The organism is Thermococcus sp. EP1 (genome assembly GCF_001317345.1).
Lineage (GTDB): Archaea > Methanobacteriota_B > Thermococci > Thermococcales > Thermococcaceae > Thermococcus_A.
Window position 1 is genome coordinate 203,613 of sequence record NZ_JXCG01000004.1, and the last position, 7,395, is coordinate 211,007.

Annotated in this window: 3 protein-coding genes; 2 read left to right on the forward strand and 1 reads right to left on the reverse strand. The window is 38.5% G+C overall.

Annotation, left to right across the window (positions count from 1 at the left end):
• Positions 1-35 precede the first annotated feature (35 nt).
• Entirely contained in the window at positions 36-2,471 is a 2,436-nt protein-coding gene (locus tag EP1X_RS05620; protein WP_055282522.1) for a glycosyltransferase family 39 protein, read from the reverse strand.
• 57 nt (positions 2,472-2,528) lie between these two features.
• On the opposite strand from EP1X_RS05620, the gene EP1X_RS05625 reads away from it, so the two are divergent.
• Positions 2,529-3,575, forward strand: a complete 1,047-nt coding sequence (locus EP1X_RS05625) for a hypothetical protein (protein WP_055282523.1) — start codon at positions 2,529-2,531, stop codon at positions 3,573-3,575.
• A gap of 195 nt (positions 3,576-3,770) precedes the next feature.
• Positions 3,771-7,395: right-handed parallel beta-helix repeat-containing protein (locus EP1X_RS05630; protein WP_172672601.1), on the forward strand; the 3,625-nt coding region annotated here is incomplete at its 3' end.

Consider the following 7,395-nt stretch of genomic DNA (forward strand, 5'->3'; position numbering starts at 1 on the left):
AAATACTCTTCAAAACGACCAAAAGAAAGAGAATATCAAAAAGATTGGGAAGAGATTATCCCTTCAACTAAATTGATAGCATCCCTAATGCCATATATGTACTCTAAAGCCCGAAAGATATCCAATGTGCTCTGTAATGGTCTCGGTTCTTTATTAAGATCATAAGTGGTTTTGATGATCTCAAGCATCTGCTCCTTTTCATGCTCCATCCCTGCAATGTGATAAACAAAAAGAACATTTGCATAAGTGGCTCTTGAATAACCATAACCTTTTTCGCCTTTAAATCTACCATTGTCCTCCTGCTGCTCTCTAATCCACTCTGCTGCCTTTTTAATTGCTGGCAAAACTCTCTCGTCTCCACTAAGTTGGTAATATCTGGCTAAGCCAAATGCTGTAACTATTGTACCTCCCAAGCTCTTTTTCCAGCTCCCATCACTTCTTTGTTCATCCAAGATCTTTGTTATTATATTATCCAACACAGTCTTGTTGAATAATCCATACTCATAGAGAATAGGCAACATCTGGGCTTCGGCAAATAAATCTCCCTTCTTATCTTTCGATGTCGTCATGATGTAATCCTCTTGAATCCTCTTTCTCAGATAAGTCATGGTTTTTTCCTGTCCTTCAAAGGGTAATCCTTTAAGGGGCTCTATCGTGAACGTAGTGTAGAGAGTAAAATCGTTCGGCGGCACTCCTTCTGGGAACCCTCCGTTTTCAAGTTGTTTATACGCGAGCCATCTGAGTAACCATTCATACCTCTCTTTAAACCATTCATTTCCGGTTTCTTGATAAAGGTATGAATAAATCCTAGCTATCCTAGCATTAAGGAAGTAATCACCTTTATATCCATCATCAAAGTCGGCATAGTTATAACCTGTCCAAAAACGCTCTAAGAATTCCACAAACTTCTCATGTTCTCCAGAATATAATATTTTATCCTGAGTAGGGGGTAGCAAGGGAGGGTTTGGAACAAACTCGTAAAGCTCTGAGTTTCCATTGACAAAGAGCGTCTTAAAGTGTGTATCATAAGGTGCGTACTCCATAAGCCCATACTTTATGAGACCGTAGGCTCTTCTGTATTTATCCACATACACATAGCTCACATTGTATGCTTTCATTAGAGTGTAAACTCTATCTTTCTGAGTAGAACTAAACATCACCACATGATCCGCGTATGCCTTCTTTGCCTCCTGAGGGTCAGGGGCTTTCTCAAAAAACCCCTGATAAACTTTCTTCCACATCACTACGTCTTTTCTATGAGTGTTACCAATTAATAAATATCCTAGGTCCCACCATACTAAGAATACCGCATTTTCCGGTGTGTTCTCTTTTATCCACTCAAAGGCCTCTTTATCTTTCACTGTCGGGGGTGTTATGTAAGCATAAGCTGAATATGCACCTTGAAAAACGGGCCCAAGGAAGAGTAAAGCTATCACAAGAGATACAACTCTTTTGTTTAACAGTAGCTTTCTAAATACTCCTGCCCCCCACCCACTCATGTCTGCGGTTATTTTCTCCAAGGCCCATTGAATCCGTGGAAATACTTCATCAACCAAAAATTCCGCTGCCATTATTGATAGGGGTAACGAAGCATAGGGATCTCTAAACCTAAAGGCAATACTCCCAAAAATCATAAAAGACCAAGCCCATAAAGCTAGTCCTTGCCTGATTGGCCCCCCTTCAAAGTATCTTTTAGTGGCTAGAACTCCAAAGATTAGTTGGATAATACCAATCCACTTGAGGTATCCTAAAGCTGTAACCTCTTCCCTTGGCATTCTTGAGATGAGACCTCTTATAAACTCACCACTAACAGGAGCATAGTAAAGTAACACACCAATCAAAGCCAACCCTACTAAATAATGAAGATGTTTCTTAACCCAAGGAACGAAGTATATAAATGCCATTAGAATCCCTACACCAACAAAAAATACCCATCCCCTGTGTGTAACCATGTAAATAGGTAGTAAAACTATTAAGGATGCTATATACTTTGGTTCTCCAGTTTTAAAGAACCTCACTAAGAGCCACAATCCAATTACAAATAACAATATTCCCAGATTTTCTGGAATGTAGAGACTCGTCCTGTAAACAAAATTTGGAGCAAAACCTACTAAAAGAGTCGCTAGAAAAGCCTTTTTCTCGTCTTCTAAAATCTCCTTGGATAGATAATAGAATGCAACTAGAGATAAAACCCCATAGATGGCTGGCAGGATGAAAAAGACATAATCAGTCTTGAAAATGGAATATATAAACGCGCCTATTACATGAAATAATGGAGGATAGCTATATGCTTTAAGCCCTAAAAGAGAACCCACATCCTTTGAAAGTACCCCTATTCCGTTGTTTACTATTCTCAAAGTAAGATCTCTGTGAAGATATTCATCATAAACAGCAAGTAACAAAGTTCTATGAGGAATCAGTCTCACGATGAAAGAGGTTATAAGTAATAATGCAAATTTGGACCTTTTCATCTTTTTCACCCCTAACTCTTTTAATATCCTTTTCACTTTATTAAAGTTGGTGGTTCAATGAAAGCTCTAAAGCTTTTCAGTCTTGCGTTCTTTACCCATCTACTTTTAATGGTTTATGCCAACACTTTTCTAAGTGAAAAACTTTATGCAACCGAGCTTCCTTTTAACCAGATTCTCATTGCTGTATTTATCTCACTGGCCTTCTTTGGAGTTTTCGTGTTTGGATATTTAAAACCAATAAAGCTACCAAAATCAGTATACTGGCTCATTCTCTTTCTCATCTCCTTTGCACTTCCTGGTTATGGACAATTTGCTGTTTTAATAATGTTCTTCCTTTCTAAGGAATACAATATTTTTGAAAAATATGCAAAATTTGTGCTCTTAGGCTCGATTCTCTCCATAATTTCCCTCTATGTCATTGAAGGGGTCCCCCTTTTCCATTGGGAATTAAGATTCAAACTTGTCAAACCACTTGTCCTTTTTGCATTTTTGGGAGGAATCTCTCTGACATACTGCACATTAAACTGGAAACTCAAGACATTAGTCTTTGTACTCTTTGAAATCCTATTCTTTGCTGGAACTTTTAGGTCTCTAATGCTTCTGGCATTTCTATTCTATTTTCTGCCTTACTATTACGACAACAAGCTGAGTTTTGAAAGAATTCTTATTGCCCTCCCAGTATTCTTGTTTGTAATATATTTAAGCGGAAACCTTGAGAGTCTCTTAACAAGAATGGGCTTTACATTCTTAGTGTTCCACAACATAGTCTCAGTTTCACTTCCATTTGGATTTTTCCATGGAAAGCTCTTGCTTCACAGTGACCCCAGATGGAGAATTGCCTTTATGTTCACTCTTAATGGGAGATACACATACTCTCTCTTTGGTCAGCCAATAGCAGACTTTGGAGTCTTCGGAGCACTAGAAGCTTATCTTCTTGGGACCCTGTTAAAGTTCTCAGAAAAGAATAAAGCGAGTGCAAGTGTTGTTTTAGCAACTTTAATCTATGCCCTTGAAAGTGGAATTGATGCATTTTTGCTCTCTGTGTTGTTGCTTTTTGGTGGTGTTTATTCGAGTGAGATCCAGACAAAACTTAGAGGTAGATAGGAATACACGTCTACCAAACCACTTTAAGGTGTCTATCTTTTCAATATACGCTCAATTGTTGTAAAGAATAGTATATTATTTAACAAAAATTTTATATATTGAATTGCACAAAAATTATTGTTATTGCTGCATATAATTCAAGCTTTTCTAAAATCAAGAAGTTACTTGATCCCACAAATAAGGGGGTCAGAAGACATGAGAAGGGTGACTCTGTTTTTAGTTGTAATATTGCTCTGGTCTATAGTACCAATAAGTGCAGTATCTGCCGTTACAGATCCAAACCACAACCCAATAGAGATTATCGGGGATGAAAGCTTTACTCCCGAAAACGGTGTCATCGGTGGTAGTGGCACCCCAGAAGACCCATATATAATCGCGAATTGGGTGATTAATGCAAGTGGTTCGGCATTTGGGATACATATTGCTAATACAAGAGCATACTTTGTTATCAGAAATGTTACCATTTATGGGGGAGTTCAAAGTATCTTGCTAGAAAATGTCAGCAATGCAATGATTGAAGCCTCTCAAATGTATAATGCTGAGTGGGACGGGATTGCAATAGTTGCCTCTTCAGGAGTTACAGTATACAGTACAATAATCCAAGATATCGGAGGTTCAGGAATACACGGATGGGACTCCACAGGGCTTATTCTCGAGCATAATGAAGTGACTAATACCGAAAAAGGAATAACTTTAGAAAGAAGCAAAGCTGTAGTTAGATACAACAATTTGACTTCTAACAGAGAAACAGGAACTACAATTTGGGAGACAGATGGCGTAGAAATTTACAACAATACAATTTCCTCAAACGGATGGGTTGGAATATTCCTATATCACTCCATCAATATAGTGATAGGGAACAACACCCTTTCAAACAATCAAGGAGATGGCATCCTTCTAGAATCCACAAACGAAACAGATATACTTGAGAATGTGTTCTCCGAGAATCAAGGAGCTGGAGTTTCAATTGGGGCATCAAAAGATAACATAGTAAGTGAAAACACTTTCGAGAGCAATAATAATGGGGTAACTATTGGAGACTCTCTTAATATCACAATAATAGACAACAGCTTTTTAAACAGTGAGTACCCTGCTATTGAAATTCATAACTCTGAGGGCCTGATAATACAGCTTAATTATGTGTATGCAACAAATCATACAGGGATATGGATTTGGAATGCTACAAGCATTACTATAGAAAACAATACTGTATTGAACAGTACGTACGAGGGAATATGGGCCCAATACATGTACAATTCGACAATATCAAACAATGATCTGCAGAATAATGAATATAGCGGAGTTACATTAGTAGATTCAGAAAATAGTGTTATCTCAGGTAATTTCCTCAAGAATAATAAGTACAGTGGAGTCTCTTTGGAGAGGACCAATAGCAGTTCGGTGATCAATAACACTATACTTAATGTAACTGAAGGGGATGGAATCTACCTTTGGAATGCCACTAAAAACGTCATTGCTAACAATTACATTAAAGGGACAGGAGAAGATGGCGTTCAACTCCAATACTCCCCAAATAACATGATAGTTGAGAATTATATAGATCATGGGGATGTGAGCACTGCTCAGGGAATAGACACTCATAATTCCCCGTACCTCCAGATCTCTGAAAACACGATAACCAATGCAAATAATGGAATTTATCTCTTTCTAAACTCCCACAATAGTAACATCACTAAGAACAATATCTTCAATAATGGGGCTGGAATAGTGATAGAAGGACTGATTAACATAACTATCTCAGAAAACAAAGTATCAAACAACTCTCGCCAAGGTATTGTAGTTCAGAGTTCTAGAGAAATAACTCTTACTAACAACTTTATAGAAGGGAGTGGGTATAATGGTGTCGAGTTCTATACTGTCACAAATGCCATTGTGATGGGTAATCAATTTATACACAATAATCATGGAGCATTTCAGGCAGATAATTCCATGAACCTCTACATTTCAGACAACCGAATGGAAGAAACAAACGCTGGTGTTGTCTTCAGGTATAATACTCAAGATTCCTTGGTAGAGAACAACTTTATTGCTAATAACGAGAAAGGATTCTGGATTTGGGAAGCTAATAATAACACTTTCGTGAACAATACTGTGGTAAATAACGCTTGGACGGGAGTATTCATATATAACTCCACTGACAACGTATTTTACCTGAATCACTTTGAAAACTCCCAAAACGTTATCCTCGAGAATTCAATAGCTCAATGGTACTCTCCAGAGCCAATTTCATACGACTACAACGGCACTACCATAATAATCCCCGGAACTCAGTTCACAAACTATCTAGGAAACTACTGGAGTGACTACATGGGAAGGGACACTAATGGAGACGGTATTGGAGAGGAGCCATATTATATAGATTCAAACAATTATGACCCATATCCGATTTCATATATGATAAAGCCTGTAGTATTAACCGACATAGCTAGAGAGATAACGAATACCTCAGCCGTCTTTAGAGGTACACTTCTTGATACTGGAGGAAGCACCTCCGTAGAAGTGTGGTTTGAATATGGACTATCTATGGACAATTTGACCCAAACAACATCACATCAAGTGTTATTAACTGAAGAATCTTTCGAAATTGGAGTTTTTGATTTGGTGCCAAATACCACCTATTACTTCAGAGCAGTCGCAAAGAATGAAATAGGAACTGCATATGGAAGAATACTAAGCTTTACAACGCCACTAACAGGGAACTATACTGTCCTACAAAAAGGCCCAGCGAGTGATTTGATAAGAATCACTCTTGCAAATTCTGAGGGTGATGGAATTACTAAAACCGCAGAGGGGAATTTAGACATCTTCCTTTGGAGTGTAAGTGGAAATATCATCCAAAGTCTCCCCAATGAGACAATCACTAAGCTGAAGTTAGTTAGAACCACAACAGGCTATAATGATATTGAACTTAACCCAGTGCACGATGACGACAGCCCATATTTGGTTACTGTGAATAATAAGACTTATTTCAATCCATTTGCAATAAGAGAGATTAGACATGCATTAAACTTCCTCCTAAACAGGCAGTACTTTGTCCAAGAATACCTCGGTGGCCATGGACAACCAATGTTTGGAGGAATACGACCAAGCTCAGGGGCAGGTATATACTTTGAACCAGTTTATAATGCTCTAGGTCTAACTCCTGAAGGAAACCAGAACAAAGCATTAATAATGATTGAGGAGGCCATGCAGAAAGCATCTCAGGACTTAGCAGTGCAGGGATACACGCTAGAAAAAATCAACGGCACATGGTACTTCGAAGGCGAACCAGTTATAATAAAAGGAGTGATCAGAATAGAGGATCATAGAAAAGAAATCGGCCTTTACGTTGCAGACATGCTTGAAAAAGCAGGCCTCAAAGTTGAGAGACTCTTATGGGATAGGAGTACAGCAGGCCGCATAGTATATGGAACTGATCCAAGAGAGTATAAATGGAGCTTCTACACTGCTGGTTGGGTTTCTACAGTTAACATTAAGTGGCCTGATGTTTACACCGCATGGTGGTATGCAAGCTGGTACGGATGGCTCCCAGGTGCAGTAGGATGGGAAATACCAAGAGAAGACTTGGTGACCTTTGGTGAGCTTGTAAATGAATTTGGAGGGCCTGATGCCACAATAGCTGCACTCCAGCTCAAATACTACAACACCACTGAAAAACTAACAGAACTCTATAACATGACTACAGAAGAAATCACCAAACTACTTGTTCTTAGAAACCTTGATTTCAACAACAAAACTTACACATTAGAAGAAAACAATGCCAACCAGTACTGGGACCTCCAGAAGATTTCAATGGCCC